The organism is Mesorhizobium sp. M1329 (genome assembly GCF_040318035.1).
GTDB lineage: Bacteria > Pseudomonadota > Alphaproteobacteria > Rhizobiales > Rhizobiaceae > Mesorhizobium.
In genome coordinates, this window is record NZ_JAMYLN010000012.1 from 37,899 (window position 1) to 64,308 (window position 26,410).

General features: G+C 62.2%; 29 protein-coding genes. 15 read left to right on the top strand and 14 right to left on the bottom strand.

Annotation, left to right across the window (positions count from 1 at the left end; genetic code table 11):
• Positions 1–20 precede the first annotated feature (20 nt).
• Positions 21–1,250: a GNAT family N-acetyltransferase gene (locus NKH21_RS14415; RefSeq protein ID WP_352865652.1), complete on the bottom strand. Its 1,230-nt coding sequence runs from the start codon at positions 1,248–1,250 to the stop codon at positions 21–23.
• Between the two features lie 89 nt (positions 1,251–1,339).
• On the opposite strand from NKH21_RS14415, the gene NKH21_RS14420 reads away from it, so the two are divergent.
• On the top strand, positions 1,340–2,401 hold the full coding sequence (locus NKH21_RS14420) for a polysaccharide deacetylase family protein (protein WP_352865655.1): 1,062 nt from the start codon (positions 1,340–1,342) through the stop codon (positions 2,399–2,401).
• Here NKH21_RS14420 and NKH21_RS14425 read toward each other — a convergent pair.
• Complete coding sequence (locus tag NKH21_RS14425) at positions 2,398–2,625, bottom strand: DUF2842 domain-containing protein (RefSeq protein WP_352865657.1); 228 nt, start codon at positions 2,623–2,625, stop codon at positions 2,398–2,400. The genes NKH21_RS14420 and NKH21_RS14425 overlap by 4 nt on opposite strands.
• A 151-nt stretch (positions 2,626–2,776) precedes the next feature.
• Between NKH21_RS14425 and NKH21_RS14430 the strand changes: the two genes are divergently transcribed.
• Positions 2,777–3,871 carry a COX15/CtaA family protein gene (locus NKH21_RS14430; RefSeq protein ID WP_352865660.1) on the top strand — a complete coding sequence of 365 codons (1,095 nt, stop codon included), beginning with the start codon at positions 2,777–2,779 and terminating at the stop codon, positions 3,869–3,871.
• Here the strand turns inward: NKH21_RS14430 and NKH21_RS14435 are convergent.
• From NKH21_RS14435 to speB, 3 genes are read right to left on the bottom strand one after another with little or no spacing between them, the layout of a single operon-like run.
• Positions 3,861–4,700 (bottom strand): aminoglycoside phosphotransferase family protein, encoded by an 840-nt coding sequence (locus tag NKH21_RS14435; RefSeq protein ID WP_352865663.1) that lies wholly within the window; start codon positions 4,698–4,700, stop codon positions 3,861–3,863. The genes NKH21_RS14430 and NKH21_RS14435 overlap by 11 nt on opposite strands.
• Positions 4,701–5,627: an N-acetyl-gamma-glutamyl-phosphate reductase gene (gene argC, locus NKH21_RS14440; RefSeq protein ID WP_352865666.1), complete on the bottom strand. Its 927-nt coding sequence runs from the start codon at positions 5,625–5,627 to the stop codon at positions 4,701–4,703.
• 29 nt (positions 5,628–5,656) lie between these two features.
• Positions 5,657–6,664: an agmatinase gene (gene speB, locus NKH21_RS14445; protein WP_352865668.1), complete on the bottom strand. Its 1,008-nt coding sequence runs from the start codon at positions 6,662–6,664 to the stop codon at positions 5,657–5,659.
• Between the two features lie 283 nt (positions 6,665–6,947).
• Between speB and NKH21_RS14450 the strand changes: the two genes are divergently transcribed.
• Positions 6,948–8,006 (top strand): glycerophosphodiester phosphodiesterase family protein, encoded by a 1,059-nt coding sequence (locus NKH21_RS14450; protein WP_352865670.1) that lies wholly within the window; start codon positions 6,948–6,950, stop codon positions 8,004–8,006.
• Positions 8,007–8,036: 30 nt separating this feature from the next.
• On the opposite strand, the gene NKH21_RS14455 is transcribed toward NKH21_RS14450, so the two are convergent.
• A complete protein-coding gene (locus NKH21_RS14455; protein WP_352865673.1) occupies positions 8,037–8,921 on the bottom strand; it encodes an aldo/keto reductase family oxidoreductase in 885 nt (294 codons plus the stop codon).
• A 95-nt stretch (positions 8,922–9,016) separates the two neighbouring features.
• Between NKH21_RS14455 and NKH21_RS14460 the strand changes: the two genes are divergently transcribed.
• Positions 9,017–9,925: a LysR family transcriptional regulator gene (locus NKH21_RS14460; RefSeq protein ID WP_352865675.1), complete on the top strand. Its 909-nt coding sequence runs from the start codon at positions 9,017–9,019 to the stop codon at positions 9,923–9,925.
• An 87-nt stretch (positions 9,926–10,012) separates the two neighbouring features.
• On the opposite strand, the gene NKH21_RS14465 is transcribed toward NKH21_RS14460, so the two are convergent.
• From NKH21_RS14465 to NKH21_RS14490, 6 genes are all read right to left on the bottom strand, one after another.
• Entirely contained in the window at positions 10,013–10,543 is a 531-nt protein-coding gene (locus tag NKH21_RS14465; protein WP_352865677.1) for a hypothetical protein, read from the bottom strand.
• 220 nt (positions 10,544–10,763) lie between these two features.
• Complete coding sequence (gene rpsI / locus NKH21_RS14470; protein WP_023717316.1) at positions 10,764–11,246, bottom strand: 30S ribosomal protein S9; 483 nt, start codon at positions 11,244–11,246, stop codon at positions 10,764–10,766.
• 1 nt (position 11,247) lies between these two features.
• The gene (gene rplM / locus NKH21_RS14475; RefSeq protein ID WP_023674645.1) at positions 11,248–11,712 is read right to left on the bottom strand and encodes a 50S ribosomal protein L13; all 465 of its coding nucleotides are present in this window, start codon (positions 11,710–11,712) and stop codon (positions 11,248–11,250) included.
• A 255-nt stretch (positions 11,713–11,967) separates the two neighbouring features.
• On the bottom strand, positions 11,968–12,366 hold the full coding sequence (locus NKH21_RS14480) for a type II toxin-antitoxin system HicB family antitoxin (protein WP_292654201.1): 399 nt from the start codon (positions 12,364–12,366) through the stop codon (positions 11,968–11,970).
• Positions 12,367–12,393: 27 nt separating this feature from the next.
• The gene (locus NKH21_RS14485) at positions 12,394–12,579 is read right to left on the bottom strand and encodes a type II toxin-antitoxin system HicA family toxin (RefSeq protein WP_352865680.1); all 186 of its coding nucleotides are present in this window, start codon (positions 12,577–12,579) and stop codon (positions 12,394–12,396) included.
• Between the two features lie 54 nt (positions 12,580–12,633).
• Positions 12,634–13,089 carry a PaaI family thioesterase gene (locus NKH21_RS14490; RefSeq protein ID WP_352865682.1) on the bottom strand — a complete coding sequence of 152 codons (456 nt, stop codon included), beginning with the start codon at positions 13,087–13,089 and terminating at the stop codon, positions 12,634–12,636.
• A gap of 150 nt (positions 13,090–13,239) precedes the next feature.
• On the opposite strand from NKH21_RS14490, the gene NKH21_RS14495 reads away from it, so the two are divergent.
• From NKH21_RS14495 to NKH21_RS14520, 6 genes are all read left to right on the top strand, one after another.
• Positions 13,240–14,061, top strand: a complete 822-nt coding sequence (locus NKH21_RS14495; protein ID WP_352662695.1) for an enoyl-CoA hydratase — start codon at positions 13,240–13,242, stop codon at positions 14,059–14,061.
• Positions 14,062–14,070: 9 nt separating this feature from the next.
• Complete coding sequence (locus NKH21_RS14500) at positions 14,071–14,493, top strand: VOC family protein (RefSeq protein WP_352865684.1); 423 nt, start codon at positions 14,071–14,073, stop codon at positions 14,491–14,493.
• 12 nt (positions 14,494–14,505) lie between these two features.
• Entirely contained in the window at positions 14,506–15,282 is a 777-nt protein-coding gene (locus NKH21_RS14505) for an AAA family ATPase (protein ID WP_352663353.1), read from the top strand.
• Positions 15,279–15,800: a CoA-binding protein gene (locus tag NKH21_RS14510; protein WP_352865686.1), complete on the top strand. Its 522-nt coding sequence runs from the start codon at positions 15,279–15,281 to the stop codon at positions 15,798–15,800. Before NKH21_RS14505 ends, NKH21_RS14510 begins: the two co-directional genes overlap by 4 nt.
• Before the next feature lie 151 nt (positions 15,801–15,951).
• On the top strand, positions 15,952–17,232 hold the full coding sequence (locus NKH21_RS14515; RefSeq protein WP_352662687.1) for an O-acetylhomoserine aminocarboxypropyltransferase: 1,281 nt from the start codon (positions 15,952–15,954) through the stop codon (positions 17,230–17,232).
• A 5-nt stretch (positions 17,233–17,237) separates the two neighbouring features.
• Complete coding sequence (locus tag NKH21_RS14520) at positions 17,238–17,588, top strand: cupin domain-containing protein (protein WP_352865689.1); 351 nt, start codon at positions 17,238–17,240, stop codon at positions 17,586–17,588.
• A 34-nt stretch (positions 17,589–17,622) separates the two neighbouring features.
• Here NKH21_RS14520 and NKH21_RS14525 read toward each other — a convergent pair whose 3' ends face one another.
• A complete protein-coding gene (locus NKH21_RS14525; protein ID WP_352865692.1) occupies positions 17,623–18,870 on the bottom strand; it encodes a cytochrome P450 in 1,248 nt (415 codons plus the stop codon).
• A gap of 97 nt (positions 18,871–18,967) precedes the next feature.
• On the opposite strand from NKH21_RS14525, the gene NKH21_RS14530 reads away from it, so the two are divergent.
• Positions 18,968–20,071 (top strand): NAD(P)/FAD-dependent oxidoreductase, encoded by a 1,104-nt coding sequence (locus NKH21_RS14530; RefSeq protein WP_352865694.1) that lies wholly within the window; start codon positions 18,968–18,970, stop codon positions 20,069–20,071.
• A 4-nt stretch (positions 20,072–20,075) separates the two neighbouring features.
• On the opposite strand, the gene NKH21_RS14535 is transcribed toward NKH21_RS14530, so the two are convergent.
• Positions 20,076–20,666, bottom strand: coding sequence for a hypothetical protein (locus tag NKH21_RS14535; RefSeq protein WP_352865697.1), 591 nt, complete (start codon positions 20,664–20,666; stop codon positions 20,076–20,078).
• Between the two features lie 347 nt (positions 20,667–21,013).
• Between NKH21_RS14535 and clpP the strand changes: the two genes are divergently transcribed.
• The 4 genes from clpP (at position 21,014) to NKH21_RS14555 (ending at position 26,385) form a co-directional block, all read left to right on the top strand.
• Positions 21,014–21,643: an ATP-dependent Clp endopeptidase proteolytic subunit ClpP gene (gene clpP / locus NKH21_RS14540; RefSeq protein ID WP_352516802.1), complete on the top strand. Its 630-nt coding sequence runs from the start codon at positions 21,014–21,016 to the stop codon at positions 21,641–21,643.
• 305 nt (positions 21,644–21,948) lie between these two features.
• On the top strand, positions 21,949–23,223 hold the full coding sequence (clpX, locus tag NKH21_RS14545) for an ATP-dependent Clp protease ATP-binding subunit ClpX (protein WP_006332719.1): 1,275 nt from the start codon (positions 21,949–21,951) through the stop codon (positions 23,221–23,223).
• 281 nt (positions 23,224–23,504) lie between these two features.
• Complete coding sequence (lon, locus tag NKH21_RS14550) at positions 23,505–25,916, top strand: endopeptidase La (protein ID WP_352865699.1); 2,412 nt, start codon at positions 23,505–23,507, stop codon at positions 25,914–25,916.
• A 196-nt stretch (positions 25,917–26,112) separates the two neighbouring features.
• A complete protein-coding gene (locus tag NKH21_RS14555; protein WP_006201846.1) occupies positions 26,113–26,385 on the top strand; it encodes an HU family DNA-binding protein in 273 nt (90 codons plus the stop codon).
• Positions 26,386–26,410: the final 25 nt, after the last annotated feature.

Here is a 26,410-nt window from a genome sequence, read left to right on the forward strand (position 1 = left end):
GCAGTTTTCTCAAATCGAAATCAGCTGTCGTCTTCGCCTGCGGCCGGTGCTGTCCGCCCCACGGCTTTGCGGCGCAGCAGCTTGGTCAGCTTCCAGACCATTGGGCTGTGCTTGATGAATGCCTTCAGGCTTGCGCCGTGCCTCAGCGCAAGCGCCAGCGCACGACCCTTCAGCGTCAGCGGAACCAGCACCTCGAAATGCTGCGTTTCGACATCGCACCACAATCGCTTGTAGGGTTCGTCGCCAACCGAGAAATCATAGATTTTGAAACCCGCCTCGCAGGCTTCCTGGATGTTCTCAAAGAACAGGAAGTCGCCCGGGCTGGTGTGTGCGAGGTCGTCCTCGGCAATCGCCCCGAATTCGCAGATCAGCCGCTTGCCCGAGCGGCTCGATCCGGTGACAGCACGGAGCTTGCCGGCGACTTCCAGCCCATGCAGGACGAAGGACGGATCTTCCTCTTGAAGCGCGTCGGCAAACAGCGAGCGGAAAAAAGCGCGCACCTCCGCTTCACCGAAAACATTGGCGATACCCATCTTGCGAAAGCGGAATTCCTTCATCTCGAAAAAGGCATCGAGCAGCATGTGCACCTCGTCCGCAGTCTTCGCCTCGATGCGACGATAGCTGCCGACGGCCTCGAACTTGCGCGCCTGCGAGCGATGTTTCTTGCGCCTGCGCTTGCCGCTCACGCGGGTGAGCAGCGCATCAAATCCTCCTACAAGACTGGCGGCCAGCGACAGATTGGGGCTCGAAAAATGCGGCAAGGCGGAGAGCGGGTTGGCAACGCCGTCGAGATCGGGCAGCAGCCGCTCTAGCGCGACAAGATCGATGTCGCGTCGCGCCTTGGCAATTGCAGCCAGCATCAAGCGGATCGCCGCGCTATCGGCATTCTCCAGCCATTGCGGTTCGGCGGCGGCAAAATTGCCGTTCGCATGGCGGCCGCCCATGAACCGGGCGACGCGGAACGCTCCACTGCGAGTGACCTCCAGCGCCAACGAGAAGACCGGCCTGTCGTCGGCGCGCAGCGTCGCAACGACAACGTCGGCGCCGGTATGTGCGGCCCAGTTCCGGATCCAGCCTGCGCTCTGCGCCGGGGCAAAAAGCGCCGAATGGCAGAATTCTGCGTACGCCGCCAGCGCCGCACCATCGGCGACCGAGGTTGACAGGCCGGCCTTGCCGGCCGGCAAGACACACGGCGACGCCTCGCTGCTTGCCAGCCGATTGCCGTCAAATGATGCGGTGGCGTCAACCATACCTCAATCCTTAGGGCGTATTCGTCGCGATTGGGGGTCCGCGCAGGCGCATTCCATGCTTGATGAGCTTAGGCGCAAAAGGTGAATGAATGATCGACGCGGGCGAGGCAATCCGCAAACTGGCGCTCAATCTCGCCCGTTATTCCGGTCTCGCGCCGCTGGCCAAGCCGTTTATCGGCGGCCTCGGCGCCATCCTGATGCTGCATCGGGTCACCGCAACACCGGAAAAGCCGAACGGCGTCAACCGCCACTTGAATATCGCGCCTGGGTTTCTCGACACCGTGATCGCCGACATGAAGGCGAACGGCTACAGTTTCGTCACGCTTGACGAGGCGATCGAGCGCATCAAGGCTGGCGACAAGGACGGCGGCCAGTTTGCGACGATCACCGCCGACGACGCCTATCGAGACAACATGACCGAGGCGCTGCCGGTGCTGGAGAAACACGGCGCGCCGATCACCATCTACGTCGCGCCTGGACTGATCGACGGCGCTGCCGATTTGTGGTGGGACGTGGTCGAGGACATCGTCAATGCGCGCGATCGCCTGACGCTGACGGCGCCGGATGGCCCGGTGACGATCGACTGCTCGAGTCCGGGAAAAAAGGTCCAGGCCAATGCGCGCCTGCACGCTCATCTGACGCTGAAGGTGCGCGAGCAGGACCAGCGTGCGGTGTTGCGGGATCTGGCGCGCTCGAACGGCATCGAGTTGGGCGGTCCGCGCCCGAGCACGCTGATGAACTGGGACGAGATCCGCACCATGGCCGCGCACCCGCTGGTGACGATCGGCGCACATAGCGTCAATCACTGCAATCTGAAGCGGCTTTCCGAGAGCGATGCGCGACATGAGATCGGCGACGTCAAGCGCATATTGCAGGCCAAACTCGGCGAGGAGCCGCGCCATTTCGCCTATCCCTATGGTTATGCCAGCGCCGTCGGCCGCCGCGAAGTGGGCCTAGTTCGCGATGCCGGCTATGCCTCGGCGGTGACGACCCGCCACGGCATACTCCGCGCCGAGCATGCCGAGTTCCTGCATGCCCTGCCGCGCATTTCGGTCAACGGCCGCTATCAGAGCGTCGCCCACATCCGAACCATGCTGTCGGGCGTGACGACGCCGCTGGCCAATGCCGGCAAGACGGTGGTGACGATCTAACTGTTGCCTCGGCTCTTCGGCCGCGGCTCCAGGATCAGCCATTTGATGATGCCCATCGCCGGCAGCACCCACAAAAGCCCACTGAGCAGGAAGAAGATGAAGTGCGCCAGCGGCCCGGATTGCGACAATTGGGCGACCGCCACGATCGAGGCGACCAGTGCATAGACTATGACCAGCACTACCAGCAGGAAGCTTCCGATCAGCTTTTTCAGGCGAATGGGCATGGCGCGATCTCGTTGATCGTTATCGCTTAGGCCGAACAGCCAATACGCGCAACCCGCCGGAAACGGCGCGACGGCGTGCCGCGCTGTCCGGTCTTGCAAGCCGGGTTGCGATGGTTCACCAATCCGCGAGTTCAACTGCCGGGACAAATCCATGGCTGCTGCCATATCCGATGCCGCGCCTTTCGCCGCCCGCGATCCCGACCTTCGCAACCGCGCGCTGGTACGCGGTTGGCTCTATGTCGTGCTTCTGGTGGTGTTTGCGCTGGTACTGGTCGGCGGCGCTACAAGGCTCACCAATTCCGGCCTGTCGATCACCGAATGGCAGCCGATACACGGCGTCATCCCGCCGCTCAATGATGCCGAGTGGCAGGAGGAGTTCGTGCGCTACCAGCAGATCCCACAATATGCCGAACTCAACAAGGGCATGAGCATCGAGGCGTTCAAATCGATCTTCTGGTGGGAATGGGTGCACCGCATCCTGGCGCGCAGTGTCGGCGTGGTCTTCGCCCTGCCGCTGCTGTTCTTCTGGGCGACGCGCCGCATCGAGCCGGGCCTCGGCACGAAATTGTCGGGCATCCTCCTGCTCGGCGGACTGCAGGGCGCGATAGGCTGGTGGATGGTGGCGTCCGGGTTGGTTGACCGGGTTTCGGTCAGCCAATACCGGCTGGCGACGCATCTGACGTTGGCGGCGCTTATCTTTACGGCGACCATGGTGGTCGCGCGTGGGCTGGCGCCGCACTCGGAACCTGCCGCCGACCGCTCGACGCAACGTCTGGCCGGCTTCCTGGTGCTGCTGGCGCTGGTCCAGATCTATCTCGGCGGGCTGGTCGCAGGGCTAGATGCCGGCTTGAGCTACAACACCTGGCCGCTGATGGACGGCAAGCTGGTCCCCGGCGACCTGCTGCTGCTCGAGCCGGCATGGCGCAATTTCTTCGAAAATCCGAAGACGGTGCAGTTCGTCCACCGGGTCGGCGCCTACACGATCTTCGCGGTCGCGCTCTGGCACATGATTGCGACACGCGGGCGTCTGCCGGGCACGACGCATGCTCGACGCGCGACGCTGCTGTTCCTGATTGTTGTGGTGCAGGCATCGATCGGCATCGGCACGCTATTGATGCAGGTGCCGCTGCACATGGCCCTGACGCATCAGGCATTCGCGCTGGTTCTGCTGGGCTTCGCCGCCGCGCATTGGCGCGGTACCAAGGGCGCATACCCGCTGCCCCACGAGATTGCTCTCAGAGGCTGAGCCGCACCCGCCGGATTGCCGCGGCAATCGCCAGCTCGCGGTTTTCGTCGACCGCATTGCGATCTTCATGGTGCCATGCAGCCGACAGGCAGCCATAAGCAATGGCGTGGTCCAGTATGGCGGGCGCCGTCTGGCCGAGCGTTGCTGCAAAGACTTGCGCCATATGGGCGATCCGCCGCGGATCGAGGCAAAGATCGTCTCGGTCGAGCGGGTTGTAGAACATGTTGGCGGCATCGAAGCCAGGGTCGCCGAGAACGCCCTTCGGATCGATCGCCAGCCAGCCACGTGGACCGTGCATGATGTTGTCGTGATGCAGGTCGCCATGCAGCGGCCGCGCGTCATGCGGATTGGACAACAGCCGTTCCGCGATTTCGGCAGCTTCGACATACAGGCTCCTTTCGCCGGCGGCGCGATCGGCCTTCGCCTTTCTGAACAGGCTGAAAAACCGTGTCCGCAGCGGCTGAAGGTCCGGCGGGGCAGGATGCGTCGACGGCGAGAGCAGTCTGGCCATCACCTCCGCCGCGATGGCGGTGGCGCCATTGTCGTCCTGATCCGCAATGATCTGTGACAGCGAGATTTCGCCGGCGTATTCGAGCAGCATGCGGTGGCCGTCGCCGCCGAGCAGCCGCACCGCGCCTTCGCCGCGTCGCCAGGCGAGGAAATGCTCGCCACGCAACTCGTCCTCGACATCGTCGAAAGGCTTTAGATCCTTGACGATTGCCGGCGAGCCGTCCTCGCGCGCGACCTTCCAGATGCGGCTGCTGAACGTTTCGACGATCAGTTCGGGCGCGCCGACCTTCCAGCGCTTCGGAAATGCCGGCGCATCCATTCAGAGGCCGAGCATCAGATCCATGTTCTGCACGGCGGCGCCCGAGGCGCCCTTGCCGAGATTGTCGTAGACCGCAAGCAGCAGCGCCTGCGCTCGATCGTCATTGGCGAAGACGTAGAGCTTCATCCGGTTGGTGCCGTTATAGATCTCCGGATCGATCTCAGGCACGCGTTCCTGATGCAGATACGGCGCCACCTCGACCACGCCGCCAACGATGGAAGCGAAATGATCGGCGATCGCAGCGTGAAGCTCGGCGCCGGTCGGCACATGGTCGAGGCCGCCGAGTTGCAGCGGCACCACGGTGATCATGCCTTGCGCGAAATTGCCGACCGCCGGCTGCATGATCGGATCGTACGAAAGCCTGGCATAGGTCCTGAGCTCAGGCACGTGCTTGTGCTGCAGCGTCAGCCCGTAGGGCAGGAATTCCGGCGCATCCTCGCCCTTGGCGACATAATCCTCGATCATCGGCCGGCCGCCGCCGGAATAGCCGGAAATGCCGTTGACGGTGACCGGAAAATCGGCCGGCAGCAGGCCCGCCGCAATCAGCGGCCGCAGCGTCGCGATCGGTCCTTGGGGCCAGCAGCCCGGATTGGCGACGCGCTTCGCCGAAGCGATCTTCTTCGCCTGGTCCTTGTCCATTTCGGCGAAACCATATTCCCACCCATCGGCGACACGATGCGCCGTCGAGGCGTCGATCACCTTGGTGGTGTCATTGGCGATCAGCGAAACGCTTTCCTTGGCGGCCGCGTCCGGCAGACAGAGGATCGCGACATCGGCAGCATTGAGGAACTCGGCGCGCGCTGCCGTTTCCTTGCGGCGCTCGGTCGGGATGGAGATGATTTCCAGGTCGCCGCGCTCGGCAAGCAGCGCCCTTATCTGCAGACCGGTGGTGCCGTGCTCGCCGTCGATGAAGATTTTCGGTTTCATTGCTTGCCAAAATTCCTGTTATCTCAAAGCTATATGCCGCTTGCCTGATTCAATCCGGCAACGCTGTGATTGCCCTGGTTCATTTCCTCGAGCCGCGCCTTTCGTTCCGCCAGCAGCCCGAGATAGTGCATGGCCACCATTGACCCGGCAATTGCCGTTATATCGGCGTGATCATAGGCTGGCGCAACCTCGACGACGTCGGCGCCGACGATATCGATCTGGTTGATCTGGCGCAGCACCGACAGGATCTTTGCCGAAGACGGGCCTCCCGCGACCGGCGTTCCGGTGCCGGGCGCAAAAGCCGGATCCAGGCAATCGATGTCGAAAGTGACGTAGGCCTTCTTGCCGCCGGTGCGGTCGACGATGGCATAGGCGATGTCGGACGCACGCATTTCCTCCACTTCATGACCATACAGGATCTTGATGCCGAACGTGTCGGGCGCATGGGTGCGGATGCCGATCTGGATCGACCGGTCGGGGTCGATGATGCCCTCCTTGACCGCACGGCCGACGAAGGAGCCGTGATCGATGCGCTTGCCGTCGTCGGGCCAGGTGTCCTGGTGTGCGTCGAACTGCACCAGAGCCAGCGGGCCGTGGATGGCGGCATGCGCCTTGAGCAGCGGCCAGGTGACGAAGTGATCGCCGCCGAGTGACAGCAGAAAGGCGCCGGATTTCAGGATCTTCGCCGCTTCGCGTTCGATCGTGGCAGGCGTCTTCTGGTGATTGCCGCTGTCGAGCAGGCAGTCGCCATAATCGACAACGGCAAGCTGTTCGAACAGGTCGCGCGAAAACGGATATTGCGGATCGTTGTCGAGGATGGCCGAGGCGCGGCGAATCGCCTGCGGTCCGAAACGGGCGCCCGGCCGATTGGTGACCGCAGCGTCGAAGGGAATGCCCCATACCACTGCATCGGCGTCCTTCACGTCCTTCGAATATTTGCGCCGCATGAACGACAGCGCGCCGGCATAGGTCGGCTCGAACGACGCACCCGTCCTGGAGCGGGTGGTGAAGGCGTGATCGATGGTCCTTGGCGGCATGAAGATATCTCCTGTGCGTCGACACGCAACCTTATTGGACATAATTCTCAGAATTGCGACCCCTGGGGAGGATCATGGCCATTCGATCCGGTCACAAATCCTTGCTCGCCAGGCGAACCCCGCATGGCTCGCCAGGAGATTGCCTGGCAAGCAAAAGTAGCCGCCGCCGACTGCTTCGGCCGTCGCTGAACTGATTTTCCGGCATTTTGCAAGCCGGCTTCGTTCACCTGCCTGTCACGGGCATCGCTTAACCGGGGTGCGATCCCGGTACGGAGCGATTCTCATGCGAACGATTTGGCTGAGCCTTGTGCTTTCCGCGGCGCTGGTGGTCTCCCTTGGTCATGCATCGGCAGGCGAAACGCGCGCCAGGCAGATTCTCGACCGGTTCGAGCACGCCAACCAATGGCGCGACCATGTGATGGTGGCCGCGCACCGCGCCGGTGGCATGCAGGCCGGCAAGACGCTCTATCCCGAAAATTCGATCGCCGCCGTCGAGGCGTCGATCGCAATGGGCGCCGAAATCGTCGAGGTCGACATCAGGCGCTCGAAGGACGGCGAATTCGTCGTCATGCATGACAGCTGGCTTGACCGCACCACGACCTGCAAGGGCGAGGTGGTCAACCGAATGCTGGCCGAACTCAAGACGTGCCGTTTAGTGATCGAAGGCACCGGCGCCGTTACCGGCGAGACGGTCTCGACCTTGGGCGAAATGTTGATGGCGACCAGGGACAGGATCCTCATCAATCTCGACAACAAGCTCGATGTCGATAGCCTGGCGGGCATGATTGCGGTTGCGCGCGATCTCGGCATGGCCGAACAGGTGATCGTCAAGGAGAACCTGTGGAGTGCGGAGAGGATCACCACGGTCAAGGCTGCCATGGACGCGATCGGCAGCGGCTTCCAGTTCATGCCGATCATCGCCGATGACGCGGTTCGCGACGCCATGTTTGCCGAGAAAGTCAGCCAGGCCTTCCCGGTGCGCGCAGTCGAGATGATCAACTGGCGCATGGGATCGGAGACACTGACGGAGACCGGCGGTCCGCTGTTCAGCCCGCGCATGCGCGCGCTGGCGGTGAGGGGCGACTGGCACATCTGGGCCGACACCTACGCCATCGTCAACAAGCCGGGTGGCTTCCTCGCCGGCGGCCGCGGCGACGAGCTGGCGGTGGCGGCCAGCCTGCCGCGCGAGACCTACGGCTTCTGGGTCGAGCGCGGAGCGACCATCATCCAGACCGACGAACCGAGGGCCGCCATCGGTTGGCTGGCGGCGAACGGTTTTCGCGTACCCTACGCCGGTGAGAAGCGCCCGTCCGAGCCGGCCAACACGGCCAGCATTAACTAACGCCTGGCACGAACCAGAGTGATTGCCACGCTACGCGTGAGCGGGGACATTGCCGCCGATACCGTCCAATTCCTCGAGCGCATCTTCCGGCAGCGCGAGATCGCCCGCGGCGAGGTTCTCCCTGAGATGCGCGACGGAAGACGTGCCCGGGATCAGCAGGATGTTGGGCGCACGCTGCAGCAGCCAGGCGAGTGCGACCTGCATTGGCGTGGCGCCGAGGCGCGCCGCGACATTCGACAAGGTCGACGACTGCAACGGGTTGAAACCGCCAAGCGGGAAGAACGGCACATAGGCGATGCCGTCACGGCCAAGTTTGTCGATCAGGGCATCGTCGCCCCGGTGCGCCAGATTGTACTGGTTCTGCACGCAGACGATTTCGACCATCCGCCGCGCTTCCGCGATCTGCGCAGCGGTGACGTTGCTCAGCCCGATGTGACGCACCAGGCCCTGCCGCTGAAGCTCGGCCAGAACGGCGAGCTGCGCCTCGATCGATCCTTCGGCGGGGCCATGCACGTCGAATGTGATTCTGAGGTTGACCACATCCAGCACGTCGAGCCCGAGATTGCGCAAATTGTCGTGCACCGCCTGGGTCAATTCTTCGGGCGAGAAGGCCGGGATCCACGAGCCGTCCGCGCCGCGCCGGGCACCAATCTTGGTGACGATTGTGAGGTCGTCGGAATAGGGCGCGAGCGCCTCTCGGATCAGCCGGTTGGTGACATGCGGACCATAGAAATCGCTGGTATCGATGTGATCGACACCTTGCGCGACGGCTTCGCGCAGCACGGCCAATGCCACGTGACGGTCCTTGGGCGGACCGAAAACGCCCGGCCCTGCGAGTTGCATGGCGCCGTAGCCGAGCCGCTTCACGGTGCGGTCGCCGAGAGTGAATGTGCCTGACTTGTCGATGCTGGACATGATCTTTGCTCCTTCTGGGATGATGCACAGATACACGCTGTCCGATCTCATGATAATTGGGTACAATCTGCACGGGCTGTACGGAATAGCGAACAATGAAAATCGACCTTGGAGATCTGAACGCCTTCGTGACCGTAGCGCGCGCCAGCGGTTTTCGCGATGCGGCGCGCATGAGCGGCGGCAGTGCGTCCGGCTTGAGCGAGGCGGTGCGGCGCCTGGAGACGCAGCTCGGTGTCAGGCTGCTCAACCGGACGACCCGCAGCGTTGTCCTGACGGAAGCCGGCGAAGGCCTGTTGGCGCGGCTCGGTCCTGCCTTGACCGAGGTGGAGTCGGCCCTCGACGTGGTGAACGGCTTTCGCGACAGGCCGGCAGGTACGTTGCGCCTCAATGTGCCGGTCAGCGCGGCGCGGCTGGTGCTGCCCGGCATCGTTCCGCCTTTTCTCGCCGCCTATCCAGGCATCCGGTTGGAGGTGATCTCAGAGGAGAGCTTCGTCGATGTGCTGGCGGCGGGGTGTGACGCCGGCATTCGCTATGAGGAGCGGCTGGAGCAGGACATGATCGCCGTGCCGATCGGACCGCGCGTGCAGCGCTTCGCCACCGCCGCCAGCCCGGCCTACCTGGATCGTCATGGCCGGCCGCAACACCCGAGCGACCTGCTCGGCCACGCCTGCCTGCGTGGCCGCTTTGCCAACCGTGCAATGCCGCCGTGGGAATTCGAGCGCGACGGCGAGGTGGTGCGGGTCGACCCAAGTGGGCCGCTTCTCGTGACCCTGGGCGGGGCGACCGACCTCAAGGTCGATGCAGCCATCGCCGGCACAGGCATCGTCAGCCTGTTTGAGGATTGGCTGCGCCCTCACTTCGAGAGCGGGGCGCTCGAACCGGTGCTTGAGCCGTGGTGGCAGAGCTTCTCCGGGCCGTTCCTTTATTATCCTGGCCGGCGCCTCGTACCGGCGCCGCTGCGGGCGTTTATCGATTTCATCAAGGTATCGGCCGGCCAGCCCTGATATCTGGGAGAGCCGCGCCCGAAAATAAGCGCGGCTCCCTTCCCTCAGGTGACCTCCCGCTATGCTTCGCGGCAGGTCTTGCTTGGACTATTTGACCGGGATCATCAGGTGCGCGTACGGCGTACCGGGGAACATGACATATGGCTGCGTCGGATTCGGCTCGTGGGGATACAACGCCATCAAGTCCGGTGCATTCATGACCATCACGTGCGGACCGTCATGCAGCCATTCGGCCCCTTCCGGCGGCTTGGTTGCAAAGGGATCGGTATTGCTGGCCGCATCGCCTCCCTTCAGCATATAGGCGAAGGCAACCTTTCCTGCTGGCGGCTCCTTCTTGGACATGATCGCGTGCATCCACGCCATTCCATTCTCATCCGTGCACATTGGGTCGTCTGCGGGAGTGCCAGGGTCGTCCGGGATGCAAGTGAAGCCGTTGGTGCCCTTCCTCAACGTCTTCATCTCCCAATTCACGACGGCGGCGTTTTTGCCGACAGCCTCCGGTGCCGCTGTAGTCGCATTCTCGATCAGCTGCTCGTCGCTTTTATCGGCCGCAGGCGCGGCGAATGCCCAAGTCACGGCGACAGCTGCTAGAAATACACTGCTGGAATGGATGCGCATTGCCTCCTCCTTCGCGAGCGTCAGGTTGCCGGCGCGTCGCAACGTGCACAGCTCCCGCTCTTTGAAGTTGGCTGCTGCCCTGGGGTCTGGAACGCGCCTGTAATTAAGATACTACTAATATTACGTTGGGTCACCTGAAGATGCGGGATTGCTATGTCGACAAACAAAAGGGGCTGCGAGTACGCAGCCCCTTTGAAAAAATCGATAGAAAATAGGGTATTTAGCGCTTCGAGAACTGGAAGCTCCGGCGGGCCTTCGCCTTGCCGTACTTCTTGCGCTCGACGACGCGGCTGTCGCGGGTCAGGAAGCCGCCCTTCTTGAGTACGGCGCGCAGCGCCGGCTCGTAATAGGTCAGCGCCTTGGAGATGCCGTGGCGCACGGCACCGGCCTGGCCGGAAAGGCCGCCGCCGATGACGGTGGCGACGATATCGTACTGGCCGGCGCGATTGGCGGCGATGATCGGCTGGTTGAGGATCATCTGCAGGACCGGGCGCGCGAAATATTCGGCGAACACCTTGTCGTTGACGACGATCTTGCCGGAGCCGGGCTTCACCCAGACACGAGCGATGGCGTTCTTGCGCTTGCCGGTGGCATAGGCGCGGCCCGATTTGTCGAGCTTCTGGACATGGACGGGTGCTGCCGGCTGGGTGTTGGTATTGCCGGTGGCAGTTCCGAGTTCTGCGAGCGAGGAAAGCTCAGCCATCTTACGAAACCTTCTTGTTCTTGGCGTTCAGCTTGGCCACGTCGAGGACGACGGGCTGCTGGGCGACATGCGGATGTTCCGTGCCTGCATAGACGCGGAGATTCTTCATCTGGCGACGGCCGAGTGGGCCACGCGGGATCATGCGTTCGACGGCCTTCTCGACGACACGCTCGGGGAAACGACCCTCGAGCAGCTGGCGCGCGGTGCGCTCCTTGACGCCGCCGGGGTGGCCGGTGTGCCAGTAATAGACCTTGTCGGTGAACTTCTTGCCGGTGAACACCACCTTGTCGGCATTGATGACGATGACGTTGTCGCCGTCGTCGACATGCGGGGTGAAGGTGGGCTTGTGCTTGCCGCGAAGATGATTGGCGATGACAGTGGCGAGACGGCCGACGACGAGACCCTCGGCGTCGATCAGCACCCACTTCTTCACCACATCCGCAGGCTTCTGCGAAAAGGTTGCCATGGATTGTTGCTTTCGGTTCGGACCTTCAAAAGAAGGCGTTTCTTGTTGCTTGGATTGGCGAAAGGCACTTGCCGTCGCCAATAACAAAACGGCGGCCTTTGCGGGCCGCTGTTCCGTGAGGGCTTATAGGGGAGGGTGGTTATCGCGTCAAGGCGCGTGAAATGCTTGCCAGAAGATAAAGCTAAATAAAAACAAGTACTTGAGTTGAAGGTATCATTTTACCACATCACGACTTGGCTCTGTGTCAGACAAATCTCAGTGCTTTGCCTCGATTTCCTTGCGAGCTGCGCTGGAGAGGAATGCGGATCGCGTTATACCTCGGTCGCGCGCCGCAGCGTCGATCGCCCGCAAGACGCCGCGCTCGAAAGTTACATTCGCCCTCACGACGGCGCTGTCGTTGTCGATGAGTGGTACCGACACCAGATAGCCTCCTTCAGCAAGTGCTTTGCGTATATCCGCAAGCGCGACGATCGCCTCATGGCTGGACGGTTCGGGAACAGGCATGTCCTCCGCCCACAACTGCAACGCTTCGACTGCATTCGGTACGATGTCTTCCGCCTCGTCCGCGGCTGAAAAGCAGCCGGGAATGTCTGGAAAGCGAATGCCGAACGCGCTGTCGGGATCTTTATCGACCAACGCGAAATAGTTCTTCATCTCAGCCTCCAAGACGCTTCAGGTCACCTATATCCAGCCCGCTTGTTTGGCGATGGCGCGAGCTGTACCGGTTGGTAGATCCTTCTCCGGATGCGGAACGATCACCACGATCTCGCCCTTTCGGAACTTGTGATGCGAGTCGCGTACGGAAACCAGCTCGAAACCATCATCCTTGAGACGCTTCACGACTTTGCGGCTGTCACGCTCAAGCAAACATCACCTATGCGCACATATATACACATCAACAAAAAAATTCAATAGAAAGCATTAGGCCGGAATCCGCCTTGGCGGGATCGAATAGGTGCCCGTTGCGTGCGCTACCGTGTGTCCTTCCGGGCCGGCGACGATGTCGATATCGAACACCATCAGGCTCTTGCCCAGCTTCAGGATGCGGCAATGGCCGTCGATCGGCCCGGTCTCGGCCTTGCGGACGAAATTGATGTTGAGACTGGTGGTGACCGAAAGCGCATCCGGTCCGGCATGCGAAAGCACGCAGACATAGCCGCCTATGTCGGCCAGCGTGAACAGCGCCGAACCCGAGACGGTGCCGCCGGGACGCAAATGGCGCTCGTCGGCATTCAGCCGCACGACACAGCCGCCTGGAAACACCTCCAACGCCTCATAGAAGTTGAACTGGTCGTTGAGTTGCGGGAAAACGGTCGCCATCAGCGCGTTGACATCAGCAGCCGTCAGCACCGGCTTGAGATTGCTTTGGGCAGGCATGGCGGTCTCTCGTTTGCGCCTGCCTGTTTGAGCGCAGCGTGCGGTTTCTGGCAACAGCCATTCATTATGGCAGAAGCGGAGTGTTGGACGAAGCGAGACCCGCATACTAGATTAGTCGATCACCGATCCGGAATCGCGGAGGAATGACCCATGGCCGAAATCGTCGCCATCAAGCCTGCCGTTGCCGAAGGGCCGGTCGCCGCCCGGCTGGATAAGGGCGTCCTGCGCCTGACGCTCGCCAATCCGCCGGCCAATGCTCTTTCGCTCGCAGTGATGGCGGCACTGACGACGGAACTCGACCGCGCCAAGGCCGACAAGTCCGTCCGCGTCATCATCCTTGGGGCGGCCGGCAAAGTGTTCTGCGCCGGGCATGACCTCAAGGAGTTGAGCACGCATCGCGCCGATGCCGATCGCGGCAGGGCCTTCTTCGAAAAGACGTTTTCCGCCTGCGCTTCACTGATGCAGGCGATCGTTCGCCATCCCAAGCCGGTGATCGCCGAAGTCGACGGCCTGGCGACGGCGGCCGGATTGCAGCTGGTCGCCAGCTGCGACCTCGCCATCGCCTCGCACGAGGCGACCTTCTGCACGCCTGGCGTCAATATCGGACTGTTCTGCTCAACGCCGATGGTGGCGCTGTCGCGCAACGTCTCGCGCAAGCACGCCATGGAGATGCTTTTGACCGGCGAGACCATCGATGCGGCAACCGCCAAGGAATTCGGCTTGGTCAACCGCGTCGTGCCGCGCGAATATCTGAATCAGATTGTCACCAAATACGCGCAAACCGTTGCGTCCAAATCGTCCCTGGTCGTCAAGATCGGCAAGGAAGCCTTCTATGAGCAGGCGGAAATGGGGCTGGCCGAGGCCTATGATTACACCGGGCGCGTCATGGTCGAGAACATGCTGGCGCGCGATGCGGAAGAGGGCATTGGCGCCTTCATCGGCAAGCGCAAGCCGGAATGGCCGGAGGAATAGGAGGCGGATATGGAACCGCGCATCTCCATCATCACCATCGCCACCGACGATCTCGAGCGCGCGACGCGCTTCTATGAGGCGATGGGCCTGACCCGCCATGCCGGGATCACCGACGGCGTTGCCTTCTTCCAGATGGGGGGTGCCATTCTTGGCTTGTTTCCACGCCCAAGCGCCGAAGAGGATTCGGGCGTTACCTTCTCCAGGGCGCCGTCGGCGGTCTACCTTGCCTACAACACCCGCTCCGACGCCGAAGTCGACGAAGTGCTGGCGATGGCAGAGAAGGCCGGCGGCAAGATCGTCAAGCCGGCCGGGCGCGCCTTCTGGGGTGGCTGGTACGGCTATTTCGCCGATGCGGACGGGCATGTCTGGGAAGTGGCGCACAATCCGGCTTTTCCGATCGCGGAAGACGGATCGATTTCGCTGCCGGCCTGACGAGGTTCCCCTCTGGCTCATCGCAAGCAACTGACGCGGCTGAAGGCGCCCTATCTCAAACGCATCCTGATCGAGCCCAGCCGGGTCGTCGATTGGGAAAAATATCCCTGGAACCTGCCGATCTTTCACGGTCATGAATTCGAGCTCGAATTCACCACGCCGATCACCATCATCGTCGGCGAGAACGGCACCGGCAAATCGACATTGCTCGAAGCGATCGGCGCGCTGGCCGGCTACGATGAAGCCGGCGGCGGCAAGGGCTACATGCCGGTCGACCACTCCCGCGCCATCGACAAGAGCGGCGCGGCGCTGGCGGCAACGTTGCGCGGCCACTGGCTGCCGAAGGTCACTGCTGGCTGGTTCTTTCGCGCCGAATCCTTCTATTCGGTCGCCCGCTATCTCGATCAGGCTGCCATCGACGCACATGAGGCGCCGCCCGACTTCCTGTCCTGGTCGCATGGCGAGGGCTTCATCAGATTCTTCGAGGAGCGCTGCCGCCGGCAAGGCATTTACATTCTGGACGAGCCCGAAAGCGCCTTGTCGCCGACGCGGCAGATCGAACTTCTCAAGATGCTGCGGCGGATGGACCAGTCCGGCACGGCACAGGTGATCATGGCGACGCATTCGCCGCTGCTGATGGCCTGTCCCGGCGCGCGGCTGTTCCGCATCAGCCGGTCCGGGCTCGACCCCGCCGATTTTAGCGATACCGACCATTTCCGCATGATGCGCAATTTTTGCAATGATCCAGATGGTTTTCTCGCCGAAGCGCTGTATGAGGACGAGGCATGAATCACGACGCCTACGACAACGCCTATATCGCCGGCATCCTCAATTCGGTGAAGACCATCGCCATGGTCGGCGCGTCGGCCAATGACGTGCGGCCGAGCTATTTCGTGCTGAAATATCTGCTCGGCAAGGGGTTTTCGGTGTTCCCGATCAATCCCGGCCAGGCCGGCAAGGAGATCCTCGGCCAGATGACCTACGCCAGGCTCGCCGACGTTCCGGTGCCCGTAGACATGATCGACGTCTTTCGCGCTTCCTCTGCCGTGCCGGGCATTGTCGACGAGGTGTTGCGGCTCGATCCGCTGCCGAAGGTCATCTGGATGCAGCTTGGCATACGCCATGACGAGGCGGCCGCGCGCGCCGAAGCCGCCGGTATCAAGGTGGTGATGAACCGTTGCCCCAAGATCGAATATGGCAAGCTGTCGGGCGAGATCGGCTGGACCGGCGTCAATTCAGGCGTGCTGTCGTCGAAGAAGCCGCTGATGCGCCCGGGGTTCCAGAGTTTCGGCGTTCGCCAGAAGTAGGTAGCGAATAGTGAATGGTGAATAGAAGGATTTTTCTGGAAGGCCGGCAAGGCGGCATATGAGCCGCTTGCAATCAGGGTGAGGCTGGCCGACTTTGCCATTCACCATTCACCATTCACCATTCACCATTCACCATTCAGGGAGGTTTTCGATGGCCCGCACGCCCGGTTTCAACACGCTCGCCGTCCATGCTGGCGCCAAACCGGATCCGGCGACCGGCGCGCGAGCGACGCCGATCTACCAGACGACCTCCTTCGTCTTCGACGATGCCGACCATGCCGCCTCGCTGTTCGGGCTAAAAGCGTTCGGCAACATCTACACCCGCATCATGAACCCGACCCAGGCGGTGCTGGAAGAGCGCATCGCGGCACTCGAAGGCGGCACGGCAGGCCTTGCGGTCGCCTCCGGCCATGCCGCGCAGGTGCTGGTCTTCCACAATCTGATGCAGCCCGGCGACAATTTCGTTTCAGCGACAAAGCTTTACGGCGGCTCGATCAACCAATTCGGCCACGCCTTCAAGAATTTCGGTTGGCAGGTGCGCTGGGCCGACACCAACGACATCTCGACCTTCGAGAGCCAGATCGACGACAGGACCAAGGCGATCTTTATCGAAAGCCTGGCCAATCCGGGCGGCGTCTTCGTCGACATCGAGAAGATCGGCGACATTGCCCGCAAGCACGGCCTGCCGCTGATCGTCGACAACACACTGGCCTCGCCCTATCTGCTGCGGCCGATCGAACATGGCGCCGACATCGTCGTGCATTCGCTGACCAAGTTCATCGGCGGTCACGGCAATTCCATCGGCGGCGCCATCGTCGACGGCGGCACCTTCGATTGGTCGAAGTCGGGCAAATATCCGATGCTGTCGGAGCCGCGCCCCGAATATGGCGGCCTCGTGCTGCACGAAACCTTCGGCAATTTCGCTTTCGCCATCGCTGCCCGCGTGCTCGGCCTGCGCGATATCGGCGCGGCGATTTCGCCGTTCAACGCTTTCCTGATCCTGACCGGCCTGGAAACCTTGCCCCTCAGGATGCAGCGCCACTGCGACAATGCGGCGGCGGTCGCCGGATGGCTCTCCAACCACCCCAAGGTTGCCTGGGTGTCCTATCCCGGCCTGCCCGACGACAAGAACAATGCGTTGCAGAAGAAGTACTCGCCGCTCGGCGCCGGCGCGGTGTTCACCTTCGGGTTGAAGGGCGGCTACGCGGCGGGCATCAAGTTCGTCGAGGCGCTCGAACTGTTCTCGCACCTGGCCAATGTCGGCGACACTAAGTCGCTGGTCATCCACCCGGCATCGACCACGCATCGCCAGCTTTCCGACGAGCAGAAGATCAACGCGGGGGCAGGGCCGGACACGGTCAGGCTTTCGGTCGGTATCGAGGACGTCAATGACATCGTCGCCGATCTGGAACAGGCTCTCGCCAAGGTTTGATCGCCATGACCACGCCGAGATTTCTTTCCGTCGGCGTCGACACCGTCGAACCGGAACTTGGCGCACCGGCGCCGGATCGCCTGATTTCGGGCGATCCGAAATTCCGCACCTGGAATGTCGAGGAACAGGACGGCGGCCTCTATGCCGGCATTTGGGAAGCGACGCCAGGCAAATGGCGCATCGAATATGATGAATGGGAGTTCTGCCACATCCTGTCAGGGGTTTCGGTGATCGCCGAAGACGGCGGCGATGCGCGCACTGTCAGGGCCGGCGACAGTTTCGTGCTGAGGCCGGGCTTTAAGGGCAGCTGGGAAGTGCTTGAAACGACTCGCAAGGAGTATGTGATCAAGCTTTGATCACCCCTGCGGCTGAGCCTGCAGGACCGAATGCTCAAAAGCGCACGGCGAGCGTCTCCAGCCCATGGAAATGATAGGTGTCGCGCAAGCGCGGCTGTTCGGCAAGATGCAGCCGCGGTAAGCGCTCGAACAAGGTTTTTAGCGACACCTGCAGTTCGAGCCGGGCGAGCGGCGCGCCGATGCAGAAATGGATGCCGGCGCCGAACGATATGTTCTTCTGGTCGGCACGGTCCGGCCTGAAGGCGAAGGGCTCGGCAAAGGCCACCGGGTCGTGATTGGCCATGCCGAGCAGAAGACCGATTGTCTCGCCCGGCTGAACGATGATCCCAGGCCCGGCCTCGACCTCCTGATAGGCGTGGCGCGTGAACATGTGCAGTGGCGCGTCGTACCGCAGGCACTCTTCGACTGTAGCGGCTGTTGCTTCCGGCGAGGCGAAGAAGCGGCGTGGGTCGCCGCCTTGCGCAAGGATCGAGCGCACCGCATTGCCGGTTTGGTGGACAGTTGCCTCATGGCCGGCATTGAGCAAAAGGATTGCTGAGGACACCAGTTCGTCCTCCGACAGTTTCTGGCCGTCCTCCTGTTCCGCAATCAGCAGCGACAGAAGATCCTCGCCCGGCCTCTTTCGCCGCTCGGCGACGTAGCCGCGCAGAAAATCGGAAAAGTCGCGCGCGGCGCGATTGGCCGTGTCCTCCGTCTCGCGGGTGCGGCCATGCATGTACATGGCGACCATCCGATGCGACCAGTCGAGCAGCTGCGGCCCCATGTCGACCGGCACGCCGAGCATTTCCGCAATGATGGTGATCGGCAAGGGAGCGGCGAACGCCGGCAGCAGGTCGACTCCTCCTGGTTCGAAACGGTCGATCAGTTCATTGGCCAGCGCCTCGACGCGCGGCCTGAGCCGCTCGACCTGGCGCGAGACGAAGGCGCGGTTGACCAGCGTTCTGAGCCGTGTGTGGACCGGTGCCTCCAGCTCCAGCATCGAATTGGCCTCGACACCGTCGAAGGCGCTGAGATGCGTGCGGTCCTGGCCGATGCCCCGGCTGTCTGGAATGCCGGCCGGGTTCTGGCGGCCGAAGCGGCGATCGCGCAACAGACGGTTGACGTCGTCGAAGCCGCCAAAGCACCAGAAACCAAATTCTTCCCAGACAAAGGCGTTCGATGCGCCGTGCAGGAAGGCATACGCCTCGTATGGATTCTGGAAAAAAGCCGGCTCGTGCGGATCGAGCCGCAGGCGACGCGTAGCTGGATCAAAGGCAAGGTAGGGCGGCTTCAATTCGGTCATGCCAGATCATTGGCGCGGCTTGCCAGTCTGGTGCCAGACCGTATGTTGCCCTCCCGTGAGGTGAGCCGCCCGAAGTGGTTGCGGAAGGACAGTTTTCATGAATGTGATCGTGGTCGGTGCAGGCATTGCCGGGCTTTCGACGGCGTGGTCGCTGGTCAAGGCCGGTCACCTCGTCTCGATCGTCGAGCAGGGACCGATTTCCAATCCGCTTGCCGCGTCGGGCGACCATCATCGCATTATCCGCCGCGCCTACCGGGCCGGAACGGGCTACGGCCGGCTGATCACCGAAGCCTACGAAGCATGGGACGAGATGTGGGCCGATCTCGGCGAAAGCCATCTCGATCCGCGCGGCTTCATCTGTATTTCGCGGGAGCCGGGAGATGAGGCGGAGGAATACCGCGAAGGCATGGAAGCCGGAAATTATCCGATCGAATTGTTCGAACCGGACGCCGCGGTCGAACGCTGGCCGTTCCTGCAGCCCGGTTCGTTCCGCTATGCCTATTTTTCACCGGACGGTGGCGCGTTGCACTGCCGCAAGATCGCCTCGGGCCTCGCCCGATGGCTGCGGGCGAATGGCGCTAATGTCTACGAAAACAGCAAGGTGGTCGAGATCGACGCGGCCGCCGGACATGTCGTGCTTGCGAGCGGCGAAACGATGCAGGCCGACCGGATCATCGTCGCTGCCGGCGCCTGGGTGCTAAAGCTGTTCCCGGAGCTGGATGGCCAACTGAAAACCTGGCGCACCGCGCTCGCCTATGTCGAACCGCCTGCGGATCTGAAAGCAGCTTGGCAGGCTGCACCCGTTGTCCTCGACATCGGCGGCAGCGTCGACGGCTATGCAATCCCGCCGACAGGTGGAGCCGGCATGAAATTCGGCTCGGGCCTGCACAGGGTGCCGACCAGCGATGCCGACTGGAACCGCCAGCCGGTGCCGGGCGAGGGTGAGGCGATCCGCAACCTGTTTTCGCCGCCGATTGCCCGCATCGAGGAATACAAGGTCACCGAAGTGGTCACCTGCGCCTACACCTTCACCGCCGACGAGAAGTTCCTGGCCCACCGGAAAGGCAGATGCCTGGTCGTCTCGGCCTGCTCCGGCCACGGCTACAAGTTCGGCGCGGCAGTTGGCAGAAGGGTTGCGGCCTGCGTCGGCAATGGCGATGTCGACGGCCTGAAGAAATGGCTCAGGGCCGAGGCGGCCTGAGCGCCTAGTATCGGCAATGCCTCGGAATATGCACGCGCCGCCAGTTCGACGAGCGCTCCCTGACCACCACACGGCGAGCCACTGTCTGATAGGACGCCGGAATGTCGATTATGCGCCGCTGCTCCGGCCGCACCAGCACCTCTTCGGCGACGCTTTCGTATTCGGCGGGGAGGACAACGCGCCGCCGGCGTTCCGGCTCAACCACGACGATTTCGGCCACGCGTTCATAGCGCGCCCTGTGCCTGACCTTGCACAGCACCTTGCGGCCATGAATGATGCGCCATTCCCAGGAATAGCCGCCGTCATCGACCCTCACGGTGCGGTAGATGGTGCGGGTGATGGCGGGCACGATCTCGTAGCTGACGCGCGCCGGTGCGATCTGCACCACGCGCTCGCGCGTCCCGTAGATTGGCGCCTCGTATTCCACCTGCTGGCCGGCTGGGCTGACGAGCACGTCCTCATAGACCGTGTCGTAGACGGCCGGCCGGTTGACCTGCTCGTAGCATTCGACCGCGCGTCCGCCGGCGGCCGTTGCGGACGCCATGCCGAGAACGGTGATGCCGGTAAGGGCCAAGGAAGCAGCTTTCCTGATCATCGCACTCCCCCTGTTTGAACTGCGTGAGGCGAGTTCAACGTTGGATTGTAGGGCAAGCCGTGACCGGAAAAAGCGGTTTCACTATTTTTCGTTAAGCGATGCGGTTAAGAAACTGCTAAACAACGGCCAGGCATGAGCGCCCCTTCCCACCGCAGGAGAGGGGCTGCCGGGACGGCGACAGGCGAAACTGGTTTGGAAACCTTGATTCGACTTAACCGGATGGCTAGGAGAGGCGGCCTTGCGCTAGGGTGAGCCGGCATCCTATTTACACAATAACGATCCAGAACCGATTCTGCCCGATTGCAAATCTCCGGCGCCGGAATCCCATCCTCAAAAAGGGATAGTCCATGAAGAACCCCGTCGAAACCTACATGAACCTCGTTCCGATGGTGGTCGAACAGACCAATCGCGGCGAGCGGGCCTACGACATTTTCTCGCGGCTCCTCAAGGAGCGCATCATTTTCATCACCGGTCCGGTCGAGGACGGCATGGCGACGCTGGTCTGCGCGCAGCTGCTGTTCCTCGAGGCGGAGAATCCGAAGAAGGAAATCAACCTTTATATCAACTCGCCCGGCGGCGTCGTCACCTCGGGCATGGCGATCTACGATACCATGCAGTTCATCAAGCCTGCCGTGTCGACGCTGTGCATCGGCCAGGCCGCATCGATGGGCTCGCTGCTTCTCACCGCAGGCGAGAAGGGCATGCGCTTTGCCACGCCGAATGCCCGTATCATGGTCCACCAGCCTTCCGGGGGCTTCCAGGGCCAGGCCTCGGACATCGAGCGCCATGCCCAGGACATCATCAAGCTGAAGCGCCGCCTCAACGAGGTTTACGTCAAGCACACCGGCAAGAGCTACGATGAGATTGAAAAAACGCTCGACCGTGACCATTTCATGACTGCCGACGAGGCCAGGGATTTCGGTCTCATCGACAAGGTCATTTCGTCACGTGAGCCGGTCGAAGGTATTGCCCTATAGGCCCGAGGCGCCCCCGCGGTGGCAATGAGTGGCCGGATCACGCGCTTTTGGCGCAGCTTGCGGCATTTCGGCCACAATTGGCTGTTCCCTCGACGGGTGCAATTGCCTACGTTAAGGCTATGTTGATTTTCGACGGCTTAGCTTTGCGTGGGGTTGTTCGAATCATTGCCCCGTTTTCCGATTTGTGTTTCGTACGGAATGCGTTGCGGGGAGCCGGGGCACTGGCGGCAGCGGATTCCCGCGATAGATTGAATATGCGCCCTTTCAACCAGACCATCGGCGGGCGGCCATGAAAGGACAGGAAAATGAGCAAGGTCGGCAACAACAGCGGTGATTCCAAGAACACGCTTTATTGCTCGTTTTGCGGCAAAAGCCAGCACGAAGTGCGCAAGCTGATCGCCGGGCCGACGGTGTTCATCTGCGACGAATGCGTCGAACTGTGCATGGACATCATCCGCGAGGAGAACAAGACCTCGATGGTGAAGTCGCGCGAGGGCGTGCCGACCCCGCAGGAAATCCTCAAGGTTCTCGACGACTACGTCATCGGCCAGCCCTACGCCAAGCGCGTGCTGTCGGTGGCCGTCCACAACCACTACAAGCGCCTCGCCCATGCCGGCAAGAACAACGACGTCGAGCTGGCGAAGTCGAACATCCTGCTGATCGGCCCGACCGGTTGCGGCAAGACGCTGCTGGCGCAGACGCTGGCCCGCATCATCGACGTCCCCTTCACCATGGCCGACGCGACGACGCTAACCGAGGCCGGCTATGTCGGCGAGGATGTCGAGAACATCATCCTGAAGCTGTTGCAGTCGGCCGACTACAACGTCGAGCGCGCCCAGCGCGGCATCGTCTATATCGACGAGATCGATAAGATCTCGCGCAAGTCGGACAACCCCTCGATCACCCGCGACGTGTCGGGCGAGGGCGTGCAGCAGGCACTTTTGAAGATCATGGAAGGCACTGTCGCCTCCGTGCCGCCGCAGGGCGGCAGGAAGCATCCGCAGCAGGAATTCCTGCAGGTCGACACTGCGAACATCCTGTTCATCTGCGGCGGCGCTTTCGCCGGCCTGGACAAGATCATTTCGGATCGCGGCAGGAAGACCTCGATCGGTTTCGGCGCCATCGTCGCTTCGCCCGAGGATCGCCGCACCGGCGATGTTTTCCGCCTGGTCGAGCCTGAGGATCTCTTGAAGTTCGGCCTCATTCCCGAGTTCGTCGGCCGTCTGCCTGTCCTGGCGACGCTGGAGGATCTCGACGAGCCGGCACTGATCCAGATCCTGACCGAGCCGAAGAACGCGCTGGTCAAGCAGTATCAGCGGCTGTTCGAGATGGAGAATGTCGACCTGACCTTCCACGAGAACGCGCTCTCGGCGATCGCCAAGCGCGCCATCGAGCGCAAGACCGGCGCGCGCGGCCTGCGGTCGATCATGGAAGCGATCCTGCTCGACACCATGTTCGAGCTGCCGGCACTGGAAGGCGTGCGCGAAGTGGTTATTTCGGAAGAGGTGGTGTCAGGCAACGCCAGGCCGCTCTACATCTATTCCGAGCAGAAGGAAAAGAAGGGCAACGTCAGCGCCTGACGTGAGCCGGCAATGGATTTTTCTGAAACGGCGCCGCAGGGCGCCGTTTTGCTGTCGCACCCAGCGTACGGCGCCGCGTAATTGGCCGCGGATTGGAGGGACGGACCGTGTTGACCCTTGATCTTTACGCCCTGTGCCTCCAACTAATGGCAGAAGGCCGTGGTGCCGAATTCTGTGCTGTAAAACTCCCGTCACAAACGGTGGTAGGCGGAACGATCCCCGGTCGTTAATATGAGATTCGCGGTTGGCCGATTGGCGGCCGCGACATGAAAGGTTGGACAATGGCCAAATTATCCAAGGCTCCCAGCGACGGCGTCTTCGCAGTCCTCCCACTGCGCGACATCGTGGTGTTCCCGCACATGATCGTTCCGCTCTTTGTCGGGCGTGAAAAGTCGATCAAGGCGCTGGAAGAAGTGATGGGTCAGGAAAAGCAGATCCTGCTCGCGACCCAGATGAATGCCGCCGACGACGATCCGGAGCCCGATGCCATCTTTGACATCGGCACGCTCGCCAACGTGCTGCAATTGCTGAAGCTGCCGGACGGCACCGTGAAGGTGCTGGTCGAAGGTGCCTCGCGCGCGAAAATCGTCGCGTTCACCGACCGTCCCGACTTCCATGAGGCCCGTGCTGCGGCGCTGGTCGAACCGGATGAGGAAGAGGTCGAGGTCGAGGCGCTGGCACGTTCCGTGGTCACCGACTTCGAGAACTACGTCAAGCTGAACAAGAAGATCTCGCCCGAAGTGGTGGGTGCCGCCAGCCAGATCGACGACTATTCCAAGCTCGCCGACACGGTCGCTTCGCATCTTGCCATCAAGATCCCCGAGAAGCAGGAGATGCTCGCCACGCTGTCCGTCAAGGAACGGCTGGAAAAGGCGATGGGCTTCATGGAAGCCGAAATCTCGGTGCTGCAGGTCGAGAAGCGCATCCGCTCGCGCGTCAAGCGCCAGATGGAGAAGACGCAGCGCGAATACTACCTCAACGAGCAGATGAAGGCGATCCAGAAGGAGCTCGGCGAGGGCGAGGACGGCCGCGACGAGGCCGCCGAGATCGAGGCGCGCATCAAGAAGACCAAGCTCTCCAAGGAGGCCCGCGAAAAAGCGGAAGCCGAACTGAAGAAGCTGCGGACGATGTCGCCGATGTCGGCTGAATCGACCGTCGTGCGCAACTATCTCGACTGGCTGCTGTCGATCCCGTGGGGCAGGAACTCCAAGGTCAAGCAGGATCTGGCCTTTGCCCAGAATGTGCTCGATACGGATCATTTCGGCCTCGACAAGGTCAAGGACCGCATCGTCGAATACCTCGCCGTGCAGAGCCGCCAGAAGAAGCTGAAGGGGCCGATCCTGTGCCTCGTCGGACCTCCCGGCGTCGGCAAGACCTCGCTCGGCAAGTCGATCGCCAAGGCGACCGGCCGCGAGTTCATCCGCATGGCGCTGGGCGGCGTGCGTGACGAGGCCGAGATCCGCGGTCACCGCCGCACCTATATCGGCTCGATGCCCGGCAAGGTCATCCAGTCGATGAAGAAGGCGAAGAAATCCAACCCGCTCTTCCTGCTCGACGAGATCGACAAGATGGGCCAGGATTTCCGCGGCGATCCGTCATCGGCTTTGCTCGAGGTGCTCGATCCCGAGCAGAACTCGACGTTCATGGACCATTACCTCGAGGTCGAATACGACCTGTCGAGCGTGATGTTCGTGACGACGGCGAACACGCTGAACATCCCTGCGCCCTTGATGGACCGCATGGAGATCATCCGTATCGCCGGCTACACGGAAGACGAAAAGATCGAGATCGCCAAGCGCCACCTGATGCCCAAGGTGATCCGCGATCACGCGCTGCAGCCGAAGGAGTTTTCCGTCGGCGAGGACGCGATCCGCGGCATCATCCAGACCTACACCCGTGAAGCGGGCGTGCGGAGCCTGGAACGCGAGCTGATGAAGCTCGGCCGCAAGGCGGTGACCGAGATCCTGAAGACGAAGAAGAAGACGATCAACATCACGGCGGACAATCTCGCCGATTACCTTGGTGTTCCGCGCTTCCGCTTCGGCCAGGTCGAGGCCGACGATCAGGTCGGTGTCGTCACCGGACTTGCCTGGACGGAAGTCGGCGGCGAGCTGCTGACGGTCGAAGGCGTCATGATGCCCGGCAAGGGCCGCATGACGGTGACCGGCAATCTGCGCGACGTGATGAAGGAATCGATCTCGGCGGCGGCCTCTTACGTCCGCTCACGGGCCATCGATTTCGGCGTCGAGCCGCCGCTGTTCGACAAGCGCGACATCCACGTCCACGTGCCAGAGGGCGCAACCCCGAAGGACGGACCGTCGGCTGGCGTGGCGATGGCGACGGCGATCGTCTCGGTGCTGACCGGTATCCCGGTCAGGGCCGATGTGGCGATGACCGGCGAGATCACGCTGCGCGGCAGGGTGCTGCCGATCGGCGGCCTTAAGGAAAAGCTGCTTGCCGCACTGCGCGGCGGCATCAAGAAGGTGCTGATCCCGGAAGAGAACGCCAAGGATCTGGCGGAGATTCCGGAAAACGTGAAGAGCGGCATGGAAATCATTCCGGTCTCACGCGTTGGCGAAGTGTTGCGCCATGCGCTGGTGCGCATGCCGGAACCGATCCAGTGGGTCGAGCCCGTTAATGCGCCGGCCGTGGTCGATGTCGGAGACGAGGCTGGTAAATCGCTGGCGCATTAGCGCGTGCTAAAGTTGCAATGCACAAAGAGAGAGCCGGGCCTTGAGCCCGGCTTTTTCATGTGAAGAACCGCGGATTTCCGGGCTTTTTTCGACTTTCTTGGCGCTTTTCGACTTGGTTGCCGGAGCGCTTCTTTCTAAAGTCCGTTTCCTGCCGGATGAGTCGAGTATTCCGGTTTTCTCATGGAAGGGAATTTTTATGAACAAGAACGAACTGGTATCCGCTGTCGCCGATGCCGCGAGTATTTCGAAGGGTGACGCGCAGTCGGCGGTTGATGCGGTGTTTTCCGTCATCACCGGCGAACTGAAAAAGGGCGGCGATGTCCGGCTTGTCGGCTTCGGAAATTTCACCGTGTCAAAACGCGCCGCGTCGACCGGCCGCAATCCGCAGACCGGTGCGGAAGTGAAGATCCCGGCGCGCACCGTGCCGAAGTTCTCGGCCGGCAAGGGCCTCAAGGACGCGGTCAACTAAGCGCCTCCTTAAGTCTTTCAGAGAA